Source organism: Candidatus Pantoea bituminis (genome assembly GCF_018842675.1).
GTDB classification, from domain to species: domain Bacteria; phylum Pseudomonadota; class Gammaproteobacteria; order Enterobacterales; family Enterobacteriaceae; genus Pantoea; species Pantoea phytostimulans.
Window position 1 is genome coordinate 56,886 of record NZ_JAGTWO010000001.1, and the last position, 15,892, is coordinate 72,777.

Sequence of the window (15,892 nt, forward strand, 5' to 3'; positions counted from 1 at the left end):
CCATGAGCAGTGACTTGGAACAGAGTGCCAGTTATCGTGAGGAACTGATTCTGATGCCTGCTCCTCCAGCCACAGGTGAGAACACATCGGTGGAATAGGGCTATATATCTGTAACCAGCCCAATCAGTAAGAGGTGTATCCACCGCGTTTTGCTAATAAATTTTATGATGTCCTTCTTAAAAGGCTTCGGGCAGAACAGCAGTTATGCTGAGAGATGAATTCATAAGGATTTAAATTAATGGAAATAAGCATTCGGACCCCTTTGATACACTCACTTTCTTTAAGTCAACACAGCGGATGCAATGTCTGGCTGAAGATGGAATCTTCCCAGCCCACCGGCTCTTTTAAACTCCGGAGCGCGGGGCATGCCTGTTGCCATTACGCCAGTAAGGGCGCTACAGCATTTGTCAGTTCATCGGGCGGAAATGCCGGAATTGCGGTGGCTCACAGCGGTCGCAAACTGGGGCTACCGGTAACTGTCGTTGTACCGGAAACCACGTCAGCCAGAGCAAGACAGCTTATTGAACAGGAAGGGGCCAGGCTCATTGTGCATGGAAAAGTATGGAGTGAGGCTAACGATTATGCCCTGTCACTGGCGACGGATGAAATCATCTATATCCATCCGTTTGATAACCCGCTTTTGTGGGAAGGTATCAGCACAATTGTGGATGAGGTCATCAGTGAGGGGTAAAACCTGATGCCGTTATTCTGTCCGTCGGCGGCGGAAGCATGCTGTCCGGCATAGCGCAGGGACTGGAAAAAATCAGCTTGGTCACATCCCGATTTATGCCGTTGAAACCCACGGCACTGCCTCCCTTAACGCCTCGCTTAATGCCGGTAAGCTGGTGCGTCTTGATAAAGTCAGCGGCATAGCCACGACGCTGGCCGCAAGCCAGGTGTGCGAAAACGCGTTTAACGTGGCCAGTCGCCTGGATGTCAAAAGTATGCTGGTTTCTGACGCAGAAGCACTGCATGCCTGTCGGCATTTTCTTGATGACCATCGCGTGCTTACTGAGCCAGCATGCGGTGTGTCACTGTCACTCTTGTACGAAAACAAAATCCGTTTTAAACCTGCCGATAATGTACTGGTTATTGTTTGCGGTGGGGCGTCGGTCACTCTGGAAGGGATCGCGGGATGACAGAAGAACGGAATGAACATACCGAAATTCACTCCAAAAGGGGCTGATGATCTGCCGCAATTGATTAACATATCATGATGCGAGGTGAGGCCGCTTTTGGCACAAAGCAGATTTGCAAGCCACGATACGCGATAAGTAAAAAATTAAACTCCTTCGTAGGTGCATCCTGAACTTTTATCATTGCCTGCAGGATGGCACCTATTCACGCCTTAGACTTCACAGCAGCCTATTTCCTGTTAGCAGTATCCCTATCCCCTGTTAAAACCGAAACACAACCAAGCCGCTGATTAACATAATCATTTCTATGGCTTGGTTGAGTTTATCAATTGATTTAACTCATTTTTAATAAAGAACGGGGCAGGGGTTTGCGATGCTCTGCTTTAAATCATCTCGCTAAAATAGCACTTTTTGCTCAATAATTTTCCTTGCGAAACAAGCTGTTGAAATTTGATTGTAATCGCATTCATTTAAAGGGTGATAGATGCTGATTTAGATCAATTTTATTGCACGCCTTTAGGCGTAAATTTCGCGCCTTAAGCGGTTAACTCCGTATTTTCAATTGGTGTAATCGCTTTCATTCCTGCTATGGGGTGGCATTACATAAAGCTAGCGCTTTAGCCTTAAAAGAATGTTTTTAAGTGAGTTAATTATACCTAAAAAATATCATCAGAAATCACCGCTCTCCGGCACAGACTCAGGAAACAAAAATGAACACGACAATCAAAACGCTCGCTCTTTTCATCGCTACATTCTCATCTTTTAGCACTCTGGCAATTAATTACAGTAACGTTAATTATCAGGATATTGAATCGTTACGAAGCGCCCTGAATAACGTGGTGAATAGTCATAGCTCTAGAGATGCTGCCCGTGCGGCCCTGAATAAGATGAGCCCTGACTCACTTGAACAGGCCAAGCTATCAATCAAGGATCCACAGGTGCGTAATGTTATGGATCAGTTGCTTGAGGGCGTACCTGAAAACAATGGTAGTCTCCAGGCATCCAACACCAAAACAACAGCAGTTATCACATCCGACGCAAGCACACCTATCAATAAGGCAGATATCGATAATTCATCAAATCCTCATGCCTTAAATCCCAATGCTATTGCGCAGGTTACGGTCAGTAATCAAGGCTGGACTCAGAATAACTATCGGCAGGGCTATGACAGTTGGTCTGGTGACGTACAGAGTACGCGCCCCGCAGTCAGCGCTTCACAAATGAAAATGGATGCTTCTACCGCGCAGCAAAATACAATCAGCGAGAATAAACAAAATGCTGTCGCACAGCTTGATCAGCGCGACGCAGTAAGCCGCCGATTAAGTGCCCAGGCAAAAGAGCAGATCACTCATAATCTGCGATTCAACAACTTAGCTGCTTCAAAACTGGTAGGGCAAATTCAGCAGGCTGACCGAGAAAGCAGTGAGCATGAAGCGGCGATGAAAGGGGAGGCGCTGAAAAGAGACAACCAGCAGCGCACCCGCCAGCAGGTGCTCGCGGGCGGCCTGGCGGAGGTCAACGCAGAGATGCAGCGTGAAGCAGAGATCAAAGGCGCAGCACTTGCACAGTCAAATCGCGATCGTGTCGAAGCAGAAAACACCGCACCGAATGCCGCCCGTACTGCCGCTATTGCGCAACACGAAGCTGCAGCAGCACAGACAGCTCACCTGGCTGCACAGAAGTCACAGGCAGCAGACAAAGCCCAGCGCGAGGCTCAGCAGGCTCAAGCCGCATTAACATCGGCTAAATATGCCGGTATTTCTGAAGGCCAGGCACAACAAGCTATGCGTGACCTGACTGCCGCCAAATATGTCGCAGTCAGTGACAATATCCAGATAGCGCACGAGCAAATTCAGGCACTGGAAGCGGAAGTCGCGGCCAAATCTGCAGCGGCAGCAAAAGCGCAGGCTGAAGCTAAAGCCGCCGCGCTGGCAGCGCAAAATGCCCTGAAAACACCCGTGGTTGGTCAGCCAACCCCAGTGAGTATTGTGCCAGCCGTTGTGACCAATATTCCTACACCTGTCATTGCAAAAGTTTTTTTGACGGAAGGTTCGCACAATAACGGCGGCCATCACAAAGGCCCACATCAAAATGCAGCGTCAACCCGCAACAACGGTAACAGCAATGCCCACGGCTCAGCGATGGGTGGCCGTGGACAGGGCGGCCAGCGCAGCGGACACAGTGCCGCGGGTAATTTTTGAGACTGGGATAGAAGTGGACTCGTGGTCAGATAATGCTTACTCACACTAATTATCGTTGTCATGCACTATTTATAGCCATGTCGAAAACGTGCTGATCTATTTTATTTCTATTAACCAGCAAAGGTTTTAAGAGTGAAAAACAATATGAAAAAAGATTGTATAACTGCTGTATCAGCTTTGGTGGTTATGAGTGTAATGGCGGGTTGCACCTCTCAGGCTTCACGTATGGCCGATTGTCAGGCGCAAGGCGTAAGCCGGGACGCTTGTTATGTTGCTGAACAAAATCGGCAGGCGACAATCAGTGCCGCTGCTGAGAAACAGGCATTAGAAAATGCAAAGCAGGTTGCTCAAGCAGCCCATAAAGTTAAGCCATTTATTAAGCATTTTAGTGATAACGGAAACAACATCGAAGTTAAGCGGGATAAGTTGGGGATCGTGACGGTTGATGGTAAACCAGCGGCTGAAATTGAGCGCGAAAGCGGCAACATCAGCTATCAGCAAGGGTTATATATTGTTATCGCTTACGCAACAGGTAAAGTTGCTGTCACTAAAGAAGGTGTCTTCCTGACTTACGCGAAGTAACAGGAAGTTGCTCTTAATGTATCAGGCACAATAGGGAAGAAGTAAATGTGATAAATTATATTGACTCTCCAATATATGACGTTGCATTTAATGGCATCACCGTTGACCGCTAACATATGCGAAATCATTAAAAAAGCAGAAATAGAATTGCTCAGTTATATATTATGGTGAAGAAAATCATCAGGGTTGCATGATAAGAAATTTAGGTGGGCTAATTTTGGGATATAATAAATATGCATGAGATGAAACCGGAAAATAGGTGTTCAATTTATTTCAGTAGAGCCATGTGAACTGATTTTTAAACGTCACCCCATTACTTATGCATCAAATGATAGTTTCTTGGCTGATGAATATCGCTCCCAGATCAAATCATTTAATTAACTCAACAGCAAATATTGCAAGTGAATGATGATCGCTTCAGTGGAGCATTAATCACACCCGATCTTTAATATTAATCTGAATGATATGAGGCATCTATTATATATATACCCGTTACTGGGCTCGCAATGACCGCTTGTGGCACAGGGCTACCAGCAAAAAGGGTTAGAGGTCTGCTATGTGCTAAAAGCGGAAGTTCGCAACTGTGCTCACCGTCAAGGGTGCATTACGAACATTGCCATATGTTAATCAACGGGGTGAGGTCATAAAAGGCTCAGCGGCTAAAGCGGTGAGCCTGCTTGCTTATTAACGTATCACACTAACATTTTCCAGTTTCACCGAACTTTCAGGCTTATCCCCCACTTGTTGAGCGACCGGGACGAAGACGTTCAGATCTTGCAGCCACGCTAGTTTGTCACTGCTCCCTGGTTGCCCTTCTTGAGTTTCATGGCACTCAACTAATAGATATTCCCCACTAAACTCAGAGGCAATGCTATGTGCGTCTCCCTTTCCCGTTACGTCACAGCGTAATGCTGAAGCAGTGACTTTCTTATCGGAATCAATATTGTCCCATTGTGCCTGATATCGTTGACCCATCACTAACGGGAAACGCAGATCCGTCTGTAACTTGTTGAGCAATGAGGAACCACTGCTGATGGACATAGTGAACTTCAGTTGTAGTTGATTAGCCAGCGTTAAACGTTGCACCGTCCAGATACCATAATCTTCCAGCTTGCGTATATAACCATCCGATTGTGCATCCAATTGTACTTTGACCTTACCGAGCGCGCTTACTTCCGTATAACGAACCTGTTTAAAGCGCGGAAGCGCCCAGGGTTTGAGCAATAACTGCGCCTGGCGCTCAATTGCCGCAGAAAGGGGAATTTATTCAGCCACTGTGGATTATTATTACTCAGATCGGGCATTGATGGCCCCATCAACGTTGATGCTGGCTTGTTAGCGGCGGGTACAAAGTGTCCTTCGGCTGTGAACGTTTTTCCTACGGGTAACTGGCAGAGCTGCTCGAAGCGTTGTGCCTTAAGCGTGTTAATTCTGAAGTCATTTTTACGGCGAACAATATCAGCAGTGATGAGTGAGTCCGTAACGCGGCCTTCACTGTCAAAGTTCATCAATGCGACAGCGTCTCCCTGATGTGTTTTACAGTTATACAAATAATGCTCAATCTTTAATCCAAGCGGCGCATCGTAAGGCGGTTCCCATATGACATCCGCAAAGTCATATCCCATACGTACCGATAAAATGTCGCTAATGCGCTGGATGCTATTAACATCGACAAGATCGGTAATGCCGACTCTATCCGTAGCTGATAATCTTTCCCATCGTGCGTCTTTTATCGGTAGCTGGCAAACCGTGCGAATATCCTCTGCCGTCATTTGCTTATCATCCTGAGCAGGTGAATAGCGGAGGTAACTGTTGCCGTAAAAGCGAGCTTTGGTCAATCCTTCTTCATTCAGTAAATCCTTGTACAGAAGCTGTGCCTTGCCTTGTTTACAATCAACGGAACGCCATTGCTGAGCTGTTTTTCCGTTATTGAAGTTTAACGACACCATGTAATTCACACGATCGTCGATTCTGGTTACAGAAAAGGGGTTAGCGCCACCCCCTGGCAATGCGGGCTTATCAGCAGCCTGAATGCAAGAAAACGGCAAGAGAGACAGAAAAAAGTGGGCGCATTAAAGAGCGTACGCAATACATATATGTTCCTTCATATATTGATTAAGAAATAAAGTTATCGGCATCAAGGAATGAATTGTTAACCTGATTTGATATGCACCATAGAGATAAACGTAGCGTGAGGATAGCAACGTCCGCTTGTGGCACAAAGCGGTCAGGTGTCAGTCAGAGTCTGTTATGAGCTAAAAGCAGGCATTTTCGCCCAGAATGAACGCTGAAATATCCCAATGTCATTAGTAAGTCAGGTAGGGTGATTTGGATTACGACGAGGATTAGAAACTGAAGCGATTTACGAGCCTGTTGTGTAAGACGGATTATGCTTAATAGATTCGCAACGTAGGGGCTGGTCGCTTACTATTTAAAGCATATGGACATCAATCTTCTTGGCTTTATGCCAGCATTATTACCTGTTGCTTTGTCTCCTGGGGCAAGTTTCACGCTTGTTATGAGCAGCGCGCTAGCAGATGGACGCAACGGCCTTTTCAGAACCCTCGCCGGAACAGCATTGGGAATTTATACCCATGCGCTTTTCATCGGACTCGGCATAACTGCAATTATTATTTCATCGCCAGCAGTTTATGGTTTCCTGAAAATTGCAGGAACAATTTATCTTCTTTGGCTGGGCGTTATGCTTATCCGAAGTGGACTGAATGCAAAGCGCAATCAACCCAAAAACAGCGTGCCTCCAATTACATTAAAAGGAGCGTGGCTGGCTAATGTCCTCAACCCTAAAACCATTATTTTTTATCTCACCGTTGTTTCTCAGTTTGCTGGAAACCAAGGAGGCGTAAGCAACTACTTGATATTAGCTTCCGTCCATGTGGTGATTATGAGCCTCTGGCTTATTACCATAAGCCGTATCTTGGTATTCTCAGCCCAAAAAACCAACCCACTGATGCTTAAAAAATATGTGAACATAGCTGGAGGAGCGCTACTCATTATTTTTTCAATACGCAGCCTTACTCACTAATTTCTAACAATCAGCTTCCCTCTTCTTCTTATTCTGCTCTGAACGATAGGGTTTAGGTCCGCTTTTGGCGCTAGTCAGAGTCTGCTGTGAGCGAAAAGCGGAAGTTATGTCTTAGAGAGGGTTTGATAGAACGGTGTTAAAGCTGAGCAACTATCACTATTCGGCTATAAGCAATGAATCAAAGGCCGAATATAGCCTCAATTTCTATCGAGAGGTCAGGTGAGAAGAGGCGACTGACTTCTACGAGCGAGCTGGCTGGCAAGTGATCACCGTAATTTCGGTACAGCACTTTGCGTAGCCTGTTGATGTCCTCAAAAGAGGTGATGAATATAGTCACTTTGATTAGTGCTGAAAACTCTATCTCTTCTACACTGACAATATTCCTGATTTGGCTGAATATTTCTTCAGCCTGCTCAGCAATGCCTTTATGTTGGGCCGCTGTGCCAAACGCGGTCAGGCCGGAAACATAGAGCGTGTTGCCATGCTTTACTGAATGGACGTAAGGAGCCTTTACTTCACCTAACGCACGGTAATTCTTTCTTACCAGATTGCTCATGCCGATGGCCTTTTTGAAAAGGAACAAGCCACAACCTTACCATTCCACTGTGAATGCTCAACGTTGATTGGCGTATCGTAAAGTATGCAATGTCCGCCTTTGGCACATAGCTGACAGTCAAATCACAGGTTTATTGCTGTCTGGAGCGGCGTAGTATTCGATCGCCTGACGCCGGTTATCGAGCGGAAAAAGCGCGGTTTCCGGCATAGCGCTTTCACGTTATAAGGGCAGAGCGCCGTTTGCGAAAAGAGAACGCTGGACCAAGCAGCTCTTGGTTTCTCCGGTATCGGGTTGGAATACTCTCCAGAAAGTGCAGGCAGCGACATCTCAGATGCTGCCCGTCTCCTATACCTTGATTAGAACCAGGCTTCCCACATCGCGCCGACGTTCAACGAGTCGAGTTGCGTATCGTCATCGCTGCCATTCACGCGCGCCGTGCGTTTGTTATCCACTTCACCGCCGGTGACGTAGAACCGCAACATTGGGCGGAATTCTGGTCCCATCGCAATCGAAATGTTTTGCGATAGCGTCAGCTTCCAGCCATGGTTATCACCACCCATATCGTAATCAACGCGCTGATAACCCGCTTCCAGCCAGGTGGAGTGAACATCATTCCACCAGTACATCGGACGAACAATGGCACCGTAGTTTTTGCGATTATCGGTGTTATCAGCATCATTGTCGTAATCATGGAAGGCGAGGAGATATTCAACTTGTGCCTGTTGAGTGAACTTATAATTACCTTCGAAGCTGGCATAAATCGTTTTTAATTCATCGGTTTTGCTGTAAACGCTGTTATCAGAGTTGTCAGAGTAGCGGGCGATCACTTTGTTAACGCCTTTATCGCCGGTGTGGCTCAATACAAAAGCGCCTTGCCAGGCTTTACTGCGCTCATTGCTCTCAACGGCTTTTGAGTCAAATCCGTAGTTTGCGTAAATCTCCAAATCCAGCGGGCCAACCTTCATACCGTGAATTTTTGAGGTCAACGCATAATTACCTTTGTCGCCCGTTCCCGAGCCGCCGGTACACGTAATGCGTGAGGGATTCGCTTCATCATCCATCACTTCCGGGCTACAAGATTCAACGGCAGCGACAGCGGCGACGTCAAACTTCACGCCACCAATATCAAAGTCTTTGACGCCAGCACCTTGGCCATCATGATTCATCCAAAAATAGTCGTTGATACCTTGCTGTGGTCGTTGATGAAAGTCGCGGCCCGCCCAAAGATAAGCATTAGGATTGGAGGTGAGAATATTGGTCACACCGGCATAGGCTTTTTTAAGGTTCACCTCATCGCCCCAGTGATCGATCATGACGTTAACGTCCCAAATCGCGCCGTTATCGCCTTTAAACGCTTTGGAAAGTTGAAATTCACCGCCGTTACCTTCATTGCCCAAACGACCAATAGCAGAAGCACCATTGTAAGAGCCATCTACACCCACGTATTTCTGATCGCCACTCTGGAAGTGCGCGCCGTAACGGGCGTAGCCGGTAAATTTCACCCCAAAAGGGATCGCCATATCGGGGGATTGTGCTGTGCTTTGTGGCTCATTGATAACGTCAGCTTGTTTGTTCACGGCCGCATCAATTTTTGCCTGCCGTTCCGTAAGCGCTTTATCGACCGCTTTTGCCACGATGGCGTCAATTTGTTCCTGAGTAAATTCTTGTGCAAACACAGATCCAGAGCAAAGCGAAGCCATAACCAGCAGCGAGGCTGGAAGCTTTTTATTTGTTTTCATTGTTGTCTCAATATAGTCAGTTATTTTCAGACAATAACGTTCTCGCTGAACGCGGCACAATAGTGTGCCGTCGCCCAGGAGAGCGGTTTTATTTTTTATTTACAGAGGTAGGTCTTATTTAAGATTGAATTCTGTTTATTACTCCAACTCGTTAATAATAATTTAACGCTGATAAAGATGAATAATCTCAGCAGAAAGTTCACGCGCTAACATCGACGTCATTAAGTGATCCTGAGCATGCACCATAATTAACGTCATCGGCTGCTTCGCTTCGCCGGCATCCTGCTCGATTAATTTGGTTTGCATTTTGTGTGCCTGACGCGCGAAAGTATCCGACTCTTTAAGCAGCTTGTGCGCTTCATCAATACTGCCCTGACGCGCAGCCTGCAAGGCCTCGAAGCACAAACTGCGTGACTGTCCTGAGTTCACGATGATTTCCATCACCGCCTCTTCTAAATCAACCATTCTCTTTACTCCTGCTCATTGAAGCCATTATTAGCTGACGTCGCGGCAAACCATTCACCGCTCTTTTTCACCGTGCGCTGCTGAGTACTTAAATCGAGCTGCACAAAGCCGTAGCGATTTTTATAACCGTTGCACCATGACCAGTTATCAATAAAAGTCCACATGTGATAACCAAGACAGTTGGCGCCTTCGCTTATTCCTTTGTGCAACCATTTAAGATGCTCGGCAATAAATTCAATACGGTATTTGTCGTTTATTATTCCTTCTTGCACAAACCGCTGCTCATTTTCAACGCCCATACCATTTTCAGAAATAAAACAGCGGGGATTACCGTAGTTAATCCGTAAATTAGTCAGAATGTCATATATGCCAGGTTCGTAAATTTCCCAGCCACGATAGGGGTTCATTTTCCGGCCCGGCATTTCGTAATTTTCAAAAAACCATTCAGGCATAAACGGGGCGGCGGGATTTACCGCACTGTCACGGCATTTTACCCGACGGGGTTGGTAGTAATTCACGCCCAGCAGGTCAATTTTACCTTCTGCAATTAACGCATGATCGCCCGGAAGCGTGACAGGAAGTTGATCGTACTGACGGAGCAGCGCAACCAGGTCGGCAGGATATTCACCGCGCAAGACCGGATCGAGAAAGCTGCGGTTGAATAACAGATCAGCATGATGGGCCGCGGTGATATCGGCCGGATGCTGAGAACGGGGATAAGAGGGTGTCAGGTTCAGAACGATGCCAATTTCGCCGTTGTAATGCCCAGCTCGATAGGCCCGCACGGCCAACGCATGGGCCAATACCGTGTGATAGGCCACCGTTGCCGCACGTTTAAAGTCGACCACATTGGGATAGTGGAAGTCGTAAAGATAACCCCTTCAACCGGGACAATGGGCTCATTAAAGGTGAACCAATGCATCACCCGATCACCAAAAAGGTCAAAACAGATTTGTGCATAACGGCTGAATGCATCGACAACTTCTCGGTTTTCCCATCCCCCTTTTTCCTGCATCACCATCGGCATATCAAAGTGAAAAAGGGTAATGAAAGGTTTTATGCCTTGTGCCAGCAACGCATCAATAACGTTATTGTAAAATGTGACCGCTTCTGGGTTCACTTCACCGCTGCCGTCCGGGATTAAGCGAGACCAGCTCAGCGAGGTACGAAAGCTGTTGTGATTAAGCTGCTGCAACAAGGCGATATCTTGCTGCCAGTTTTGATGAAAAGTTGAGGTCTCTGCCGGACCGATGTTTTGATGAAAGCGCCAGGGTTGCTGTTCATACCAGGCATCCCAGATGGTGGCACTTTTGCCACCCGCCAGGCTGTCGCCTTCAGTCTGTAACGCAGAGCTGGCGCTGCCCCACCAAAAATTTTCAGGAAATGCGTATTTCATAACGTTCTTCTCCAGACTCATCAATTCGTGCCGACGGTTTCAGCAATCGGGCCACTGTTTTGCGCTTTCTGCTCTTCGGTTTTCATCAGTGAACGTTCGTAAGCACGCAGGAAAGGCAGGTACATCAGGGCTGACATCACCATGCAAATCAGGCACATCACTACCGGACTGATCGCCCAGTTTGCCGCCCACGAAGCGCCTATCGGTGCTGGCGTTGTCCATGGCGTGAGCGAAACGACTTGCGCCAGCCAGCCCAGCTTGGTCGCGGTGTAGGCCAGCACGGCGTTGATCATCGGGACACAGACGAACGGGATAAACAGCATCGGATTCATGATGATCGGCGCGCCGAACAGGATCGGTTCATTGATGTTGAAGAAGCTTGGCACGATGCCCATTTTGCCGATAGTTCGGAGATGGGTGGCGCGGCTGCGCAGTAACAGGAAAGCCAGTGGCAGAGTGGATCCCACACCGCCAATTAGCAGAAAGTGATCCCAAAAGCCTTGCAGATAGATGTGCGGCAGTACGCTTCCCGCGGCCAAAGCCGCCTGGTTAGCGGATAAGTTAGCCATCCAGAAGGGATTCATGATGCCAGTGACGATCAACGCACCGTGAATACCGGCGAACCAGAATATCTGACACAGCAGCACAGAGAGCAGAATAGCGGGCAGGGAATCTGAGGCAGAAACCAGCGGCTCCAGCAGGTGCATGATGGCTTGCGGAATAATCATGCCGGTTTTTGCTTCAATGAATAAGTTAAGCGGATGCAGCGTACCAATAATCACCACGACAGGGATCAGGATCTCAAACGAACGGGCAACACCGGTCGGCACCTCTTTAGGTAAACGAATGGTGATGTTGTTTTGCTTGAGCCAGGCGTAGATGCGTGTCGAGTAAATGGAGGTGATCAGCGCGGTAAAAATCCCTTGCCCGGAGAGATATTGTGTGGAGATCGTGCCGTCAGAATAGGGCGCGGCCACCAGCAAGAATGCCATAAATGCCAGTAAGCCCGACATCACCGGATCGAGCGAAAATTGTCGACCCAGACTCGCGCCGATCCCCACCGAGATAAAAAACGTCATCACGCCCATGCTTAAATTAAACGGCAGCATCAACTGTTCACGGTAGGTGGTGGAAAAATCGAGCCAGGCACGGGCAAAGCCGTTGGTGGTGGTTTCGGAGAAAGGTGGGAAGATAAAAACCAGCATGAAGGAGCCGATAATCATAAACGGCAGCGCAGCAGTAAAGCCATCGCGGATCGCAATGACATACTTCTGTTGCCCAAGACGACCCGCTAACGGTGTGATTGATTGCTCAATGACCGCAATCATAGATTGATATAACGAACTCATAAGCGCACCTATTTAGTTAGCCGCTTCAATGAGCGACAGAGCATAATTAAGGACCTTGTCACCGCGTTGCATACCGTAGTCCATCATATCGATAGGCTGAACGGGAATGCCTTGGGTGGCCGCTTTTTCTGACAGGGTTTTCAGCATGTATTTCACTTGCGGGCCGAGTAGCACAACCTGATAACGCGGGAACTGTTCATCAAATTCCGCGATGCCAAATGCATTAATTTCAACTGCTAAGCCTCTTTCTTCAGCCACTTCTGCCATTTTTCGCACCAGCATGCTGGTGGACATACCTGCCGAGCAACACAACATTATTTTGTACATCACCATCCCATCCTCAACGTTTACGCGTTAGTGTGGCGATGATTGGATATCATATGGAAACCGGTTTCCATCGAATGAGATAAGAACTGTGATACTTATCAATATCTGCGGTTTAAGGGGTTTCTTTATACGATTTGCGTCACAAATTTTCTGCTGTATTGGATAGAGGAAGTGTCCAAATGGAAAATCGGTTTCCATGATAAATGGAAATGGCTATACTTTCTGCGGTGAATAAATGCGCTAACGTTTGCATTCATATTTTAAGGTATACGCAGGTTTCAGGGGAGAAAGATGTCTACTATCAACGATGTATCGCGTTTGGCTGGGGTGTCAAAAGCCACAGTTTCACGGGTGTTGAGTGGTTCACGCGGCGTGAAAGAAGCCAGTCGTCTTGCCGTGTTGAAAGCTGCCGATGAATTGAAATATCGACCTAACGTGATTGCACAATCCCTGTTCAGTCAGACCACTCACTGCATCGGCGTTATTTGCGCGCAGGAAAATATCAACCAGACAACCGCCTATCTTTACGCGCTGGAAAAGCAGTTAAGCCAGCATCAAAAGCATCTCTTGTTGCGCTTCGCCAATAGCAAAACAGAAATCATGAATGCATTGGATGAACTCAGCTGCGGGCTGTGCGATGACGTGCTGATTATAGGCGCACGCTTTCCGCTGAATATTGATGATGAAAACGTGGTTCTGGTGGACTGTGTTGAGTCAGAAGGGCCAAACAGCATTCAGTTTGATCACGCTTTTGCGGCGGAAACGGCCTGTAATTATCTGATCAACCAAGGTAAGCGCCAAATTGCACTGATCCATCCTGAAGCGGGTGGCTCTGCCGAGCAGGTATTATTGGGCTACAAGCTGGCGCTGGAAAAGAATTTCCTGCCGTTTAATCGCAATCTGGTCATTATGGATCCGGTCTCTTCCTCCGTAGCCATTCAAATGCTGCTGAACAATGCCAGTACCCTGAATTTCAACGCGCTGCTGGTGGCCAACGAACAAGAAGCGCAGAACGTGATTTCACAGTTGCAGGCGTTCAATAAATCCGTGCCTGCCGATATCATGGTGTTCAGTTTGGCCGGCTCGGTAAATCTGCCGGGTATTCCCGCCATTGAATATTCAATGGATGCGATGGCATCACGCATCGTTAACTGGCTGACGACCAAAACGCACGATATGTTGGGATCCGCTGTACTGCGGGGAGATTTAATCCTCCCGGATATGCGTAAGCGTTAAGAAAATCAACTGACAAGCAATGCTTGTTTGAATGACAAAATATGAATCCGTGACGCTTCTTCTGCACCCTCGGCGTCACCCGCTTCCAGTGCACGAATGCTTCCATTACCTCAGCAGTATTACGATACTCGCCCGGTTTGTAGCGCAGCGTAATACGTTCATGCTTGAACACCTGAAAGGCTTGTTCATTTAGCTAAACGGGTCCCTTACGGCGACCCGTTCAATAGGAACTGCGCTCGAGTGGTATGACTTCACGGTCTATAACATTATGGCGGTGCTGGATTTCAACCCTGTTTTCTTTCCCAGCTTCAATCCGCTGAGACAGCCGCCATTTCGCGTTTAAATACCGCCAGCGTATGTGCTTTTACCCGAATAAATTCGGGATGGCTCATCATCTCTGCTGTGCGGGGACGCGGCAATGCAAACGGAACGATCTCTGCTACGCGCGTGGGCCGTCGGGTTAATAGCAATATTTCATCTGCCAGAAAGACCGCATCTTCCAAATCATGCGAGACAATCAGCATGGTAACGCCAGTAGCCAGTTGTACCTGCTGCAGTTTGTCGCGGATAAACAGGGTCATTTCAAAATCCAGCGCTGAGAAAGGCTCATCTAAAAACATCACTTCAGGTTTGGTCGCCAGTGCACGCATGATGCAGACCGTTTGTTGCTGTCCGCCCGACAGCTCATAAGGATAGCGCTGTAGATCGAAGCGGATATCAAACATTTCTGACAGTTCTGCCACCCGCTTTTTCACCGCATCCGCTTTCATGCCACTGCGTTTCAACGGATAAGCGATGTTGTTCCAGGCTGTTAGCCAGGGAAATAGCGCATCACGATAGTTTTGAAAAACGTAACCGATGGCTGTTTCCGCCAGTGTTTTCCCGTCGAACAGAATCTGTCCGCGATCTACCGGTATCAATCCGGCAATCATGTTCATCAGCGTCGATTTTCCACAGCCGTTTGGGCCAAAAATTGACACAATCTTTCCTTTAGGAAAATCGAGGTTGAGATCGTGGTACAGAGGTTGTCCGGCGAAGTTTTTGTCCAGTCCACGAATCGTGACATGGGTATTTGGCTGAGGATAAAGAGGATTTTTCATGCTTTGCCACTCCAGTGTACGCAACGCTTCTCAATAAGCAGGAAAGCCAGATTCAGCAGATAACCAAACGCACCCGTGATCAGGATCGAAGCGTACATATCCAAAATGTTGAATAACTGCTGAGCATCAATGATGCGATGGCCGAGACCCGTTTCGGAGCCGATAAACATCTCAGCAACGATGACAATCACTAATGCCATTGAGACGCCGGTGCGCAAGCCGACAAAAGTCTGCGGCAGACTTTCCATCAGCATAATGTCTTTGAACACATGCCAGCGTGAAACACCCATGACCTGCGCCGCCATGATGCGCGTCTTCTTAGCATTCATCACGCCATACGCGCTGTTAAACAGGATGACCAGCACCGCAGCAAAGGCTGCGATAGCAATTTTATTGGTATCGGTAATACCAAAAATCAGCATAAACAAGGGGATTAAGGCCGAAGAGGGCGTGGATCGAAAAAATCCACCAGAAACTCAACGCTGCGATAGAGGCGTTCGCTGCTACCGAGCATCACGCCTAACGGTACGCCAATAACAGCAGCCACCACAAACGCCATCAGCGTGCGGTATAACGTATCGCCTATATCTTGATTCATACTGCCGTCGGCCAGTGCGCTAAAAAGATAGCGCAGCGTATCACCGGGTGAAGGCAGTAAAACCGGGTTGAGCCATTTAGCGCTGACCGCCGTCTGCCACAACAGGAATAACAGTAGCGGACCAACCAGCGGGAGTAACTTATGACGCCAGGTCTGAATCATCT

At 47.8% G+C, this 15,892-nt stretch carries 14 protein-coding genes and 2 pseudogenes; 6 read left to right on the forward strand and 10 right to left on the reverse strand.

From position 1 onward, the window contains the following. The first annotated feature begins 238 nt into the window (after nt 1–238). The 4 genes from KQP84_RS24785 to KQP84_RS00345 all read left to right on the forward strand — a co-directional run bounded on the left by KQP84_RS24785 (nt 239) and on the right by KQP84_RS00345 (nt 3,919). On the forward strand, nt 239–691 hold the full coding sequence (locus KQP84_RS24785; RefSeq protein WP_252515070.1) for a pyridoxal-phosphate dependent enzyme: 453 nt from the start codon (nt 239–241) through the stop codon (nt 689–691). A gap of 91 nt (nt 692–782) precedes the next feature. Continuing rightward, a complete protein-coding gene (locus KQP84_RS24790; RefSeq protein ID WP_309140113.1) occupies nt 783–1,139 on the forward strand; it encodes a pyridoxal-phosphate dependent enzyme in 357 nt (118 codons plus the stop codon). Between the two features lie 707 nt (nt 1,140–1,846). Continuing rightward, nucleotides 1,847–3,337: a hypothetical protein gene (locus tag KQP84_RS00340; RefSeq protein ID WP_215844760.1), complete on the forward strand. Its 1,491-nt coding sequence runs from the start codon at nt 1,847–1,849 to the stop codon at nt 3,335–3,337. A gap of 144 nt (nt 3,338–3,481) precedes the next feature. Next, nucleotides 3,482–3,919, forward strand: coding sequence for a hypothetical protein (locus KQP84_RS00345; RefSeq protein ID WP_215844977.1), 438 nt, complete (start codon nt 3,482–3,484; stop codon nt 3,917–3,919). Between the two features lie 684 nt (nt 3,920–4,603). Here KQP84_RS00345 and KQP84_RS24795 read toward each other — a convergent pair. Together KQP84_RS24795 and KQP84_RS24800 are read right to left on the reverse strand one after the other, a co-directional pair. Then, nucleotides 4,604–5,143, reverse strand: a complete 540-nt coding sequence (locus KQP84_RS24795; protein ID WP_252515071.1) for a hypothetical protein — start codon at nt 5,141–5,143, stop codon at nt 4,604–4,606. Continuing rightward, the gene (locus tag KQP84_RS24800) at nt 5,089–5,868 is read right to left on the reverse strand and encodes a hypothetical protein (RefSeq protein WP_252515072.1); all 780 of its coding nucleotides are present in this window, start codon (nt 5,866–5,868) and stop codon (nt 5,089–5,091) included. The genes KQP84_RS24795 and KQP84_RS24800 overlap by 55 nt, the downstream gene beginning before the upstream one ends. Before the next feature lie 491 nt (nt 5,869–6,359). On the opposite strand from KQP84_RS24800, the gene KQP84_RS00355 reads away from it, so the two are divergent. After that, nucleotides 6,360–6,962: a LysE family translocator gene (locus KQP84_RS00355; RefSeq protein ID WP_215844761.1), complete on the forward strand. Its 603-nt coding sequence runs from the start codon at nt 6,360–6,362 to the stop codon at nt 6,960–6,962. A gap of 178 nt (nt 6,963–7,140) precedes the next feature. Here KQP84_RS00355 and KQP84_RS00360 read toward each other — a convergent pair whose 3' ends face one another. From KQP84_RS00360 to KQP84_RS00385, 6 genes and pseudogenes are all read right to left on the reverse strand, one after another. Then, nucleotides 7,141–7,518, reverse strand: coding sequence for a RidA family protein (locus KQP84_RS00360; RefSeq protein WP_215844762.1), 378 nt, complete (start codon nt 7,516–7,518; stop codon nt 7,141–7,143). 356 nt (nt 7,519–7,874) lie between these two features. After that, complete coding sequence (locus tag KQP84_RS00365; protein ID WP_215844763.1) at nt 7,875–9,257, reverse strand: carbohydrate porin; 1,383 nt, start codon at nt 9,255–9,257, stop codon at nt 7,875–7,877. Nucleotides 9,258–9,419: 162 nt separating this feature from the next. Beyond that, complete coding sequence (locus KQP84_RS00370) at nt 9,420–9,722, reverse strand: PTS lactose/cellobiose transporter subunit IIA (protein ID WP_215844764.1); 303 nt, start codon at nt 9,720–9,722, stop codon at nt 9,420–9,422. A gap of 5 nt (nt 9,723–9,727) precedes the next feature. Further along, nucleotides 9,728–11,118: pseudogene (gene gmuD / locus KQP84_RS00375) on the reverse strand (6-phospho-beta-glucosidase GmuD). 20 nt (nt 11,119–11,138) lie between these two features. Further along, complete coding sequence (locus tag KQP84_RS00380; protein ID WP_215844765.1) at nt 11,139–12,467, reverse strand: PTS sugar transporter subunit IIC; 1,329 nt, start codon at nt 12,465–12,467, stop codon at nt 11,139–11,141. A 12-nt stretch (nt 12,468–12,479) separates the two neighbouring features. Continuing rightward, on the reverse strand, nt 12,480–12,794 hold the full coding sequence (locus KQP84_RS00385; RefSeq protein WP_215844766.1) for a PTS sugar transporter subunit IIB: 315 nt from the start codon (nt 12,792–12,794) through the stop codon (nt 12,480–12,482). A gap of 291 nt (nt 12,795–13,085) precedes the next feature. On the opposite strand from KQP84_RS00385, the gene KQP84_RS00390 reads away from it, so the two are divergent. Then, nucleotides 13,086–14,030, forward strand: a complete 945-nt coding sequence (locus tag KQP84_RS00390) for a LacI family DNA-binding transcriptional regulator (protein WP_215844767.1) — start codon at nt 13,086–13,088, stop codon at nt 14,028–14,030. 308 nt (nt 14,031–14,338) lie between these two features. On the opposite strand, the gene KQP84_RS00395 is transcribed toward KQP84_RS00390, so the two are convergent. Both KQP84_RS00395 and KQP84_RS25875 read right to left on the reverse strand, forming a co-directional pair. Next, nucleotides 14,339–15,130 (reverse strand): ABC transporter ATP-binding protein, encoded by a 792-nt coding sequence (locus tag KQP84_RS00395; protein ID WP_215844768.1) that lies wholly within the window; start codon nt 15,128–15,130, stop codon nt 14,339–14,341. After that, a pseudogene (locus tag KQP84_RS25875) lies at nt 15,127–15,890 on the reverse strand (ABC transporter permease). The gene KQP84_RS00395 and the pseudogene KQP84_RS25875 overlap by 4 nt, the downstream one beginning before the upstream one ends. Between the last annotated feature and the right edge of the window lie 2 nt (nt 15,891–15,892).

Bases quoted from the DNA above. Each gene is read 5' to 3' on its own strand.
- KQP84_RS24785 (WP_252515070.1), top strand. From the start codon at position 239: ATGGAAATAAGCATTCGGACCCCTTTGATACACTCACTTTCTTTAAGT.
- KQP84_RS00340 (WP_215844760.1), top strand. From the start codon at position 1,847: ATGAACACGACAATCAAAACGCTCGCTCTTTTCATCGCTACATTCTCA.
- KQP84_RS00345 (WP_215844977.1), top strand. From the start codon at position 3,482: ATGAAAAAAGATTGTATAACTGCTGTATCAGCTTTGGTGGTTATGAGT.
- KQP84_RS24800 (WP_252515072.1), bottom strand. From the start codon at position 5,868: ATGGTGTCGTTAAACTTCAATAACGGAAAAACAGCTCAGCAATGGCGT.
- KQP84_RS00355 (WP_215844761.1), top strand. From the start codon at position 6,360: ATGGACATCAATCTTCTTGGCTTTATGCCAGCATTATTACCTGTTGCT.
- KQP84_RS00360 (WP_215844762.1), bottom strand. From the start codon at position 7,518: ATGAGCAATCTGGTAAGAAAGAATTACCGTGCGTTAGGTGAAGTAAAG.
- KQP84_RS00365 (WP_215844763.1), bottom strand. From the start codon at position 9,257: ATGAAAACAAATAAAAAGCTTCCAGCCTCGCTGCTGGTTATGGCTTCG.
- KQP84_RS00370 (WP_215844764.1), bottom strand. From the start codon at position 9,722: ATGGTTGATTTAGAAGAGGCGGTGATGGAAATCATCGTGAACTCAGGA.
- KQP84_RS00380 (WP_215844765.1), bottom strand. From the start codon at position 12,467: ATGAGTTCGTTATATCAATCTATGATTGCGGTCATTGAGCAATCAATC.
- KQP84_RS00385 (WP_215844766.1), bottom strand. From the start codon at position 12,794: ATGTACAAAATAATGTTGTGTTGCTCGGCAGGTATGTCCACCAGCATG.
- KQP84_RS00390 (WP_215844767.1), top strand. From the start codon at position 13,086: ATGTCTACTATCAACGATGTATCGCGTTTGGCTGGGGTGTCAAAAGCC.
- KQP84_RS00395 (WP_215844768.1), bottom strand. From the start codon at position 15,130: ATGAAAAATCCTCTTTATCCTCAGCCAAATACCCATGTCACGATTCGT.